Source organism: Limnohabitans sp. (assembly GCF_040400975.1).
Classification (GTDB): domain Bacteria; phylum Pseudomonadota; class Gammaproteobacteria; order Burkholderiales; family Burkholderiaceae_C; genus Limnohabitans_A.
Map to the genome: position 1 here is coordinate 1 of NZ_JBBAPF010000152.1, position 1,065 is coordinate 1,065.

The 1,065-nt window shown below is 51.8% G+C and carries 2 protein-coding genes; both read left to right on the forward strand.

The features are described from left to right. Positions 1-414, forward strand: a 414-nt coding sequence (locus ABWQ00_RS16290; protein WP_353239708.1) for a hypothetical protein, incomplete at its 5' end; no start/stop codon positions are given. Between the two features lie 322 nt (positions 415-736). Continuing rightward, positions 737-1,065, forward strand: a 329-nt coding sequence (locus ABWQ00_RS16295; RefSeq protein WP_353239709.1) for a hypothetical protein, incomplete at its 3' end; no start/stop codon positions are given.

Genomic DNA, 1,065 nt, shown 5'->3' on the forward strand with positions numbered 1-1,065 from the left:
TACATCGGGTCAGAAAACAAAGCGAGAGAAGAGCCGCAAATTGATCAGGTGTTGTTGCAACATATGTTGAGCATCATCAAATTCTATTACGCAGATGTTGCAGGTGATGAACAAGTGGCAGGGCAACGATTGATGTCGGGGGCGCAGATGGAGATGGACGACGATGCTTGCCAATGTAAGTGGATGTGGTTTGACGGATTGCGGCTAGTAGGCCGTGACAAGACACATGCAGCAAGGAGGATTTTGACGAGACCATGGAAGGCAGATGCCTTTCTCGAGGAATGCTACAACCGCATGGTTCTCGACCACGACAGCATCAGCAGCACCATCATGAACTCAGCTGCCATATCAGACTGGTTTGCGGACAAGGTGGCCAAGTCAGAAGTTAGCTTGGCACAAACATTCGTAATCTGAGCTTCAAGCGGCACAGACTGGACGGGCAAACCAAACCAGCGGGTCGCATTGTCCTCTACTTTGACGCGGTGTTGCGCACTGCTCAGCAGATTGGTGTTCACAGGAGAGGCACAAAAGCTGGCAAATGTGCCGATGCATACTTGAGGTCTGCAGTGCTGTGATTGCCAATGATTGGCAGTAGTGTGGTTTGTAGCAGCATTGCCTTGTTAAATGTATTATTTGATAGCCATGTCAACATTGCCGGATTCACTAACAGTCTCTCACAATCATCGTCGCCATTCCTACCAAGTGGGTCGACAGCGAGCGTGCGCTCCAGGTCGCCATGCTGGCCGACGCAGCGGACGAAGTATTGCTGGTGGTGCGTGCGCATGACACGCAGTCGCTCGACCCTGCCAACATGTCGGAGTTCTTGTCGGTGTTTGCGAAGAATGTGACAAGACTGTTCCTCAAAGGCCACTGCTTCGATCACGGTTACACTGCAATCATGTTGGGCCATCTTTCTGAAGTGCACGTGCACTTGATCTCTGGTAAGGAGCCAATGAGCATTGGCGGAAACGTCACTGACAAGATGCGTGCTCGGTGCTTGAAGCGCATGCAGTGTTTGGTACGGTTGGCCTTGGAGGTGTGCCAAGCAGACTGGCCGCAGCTTGA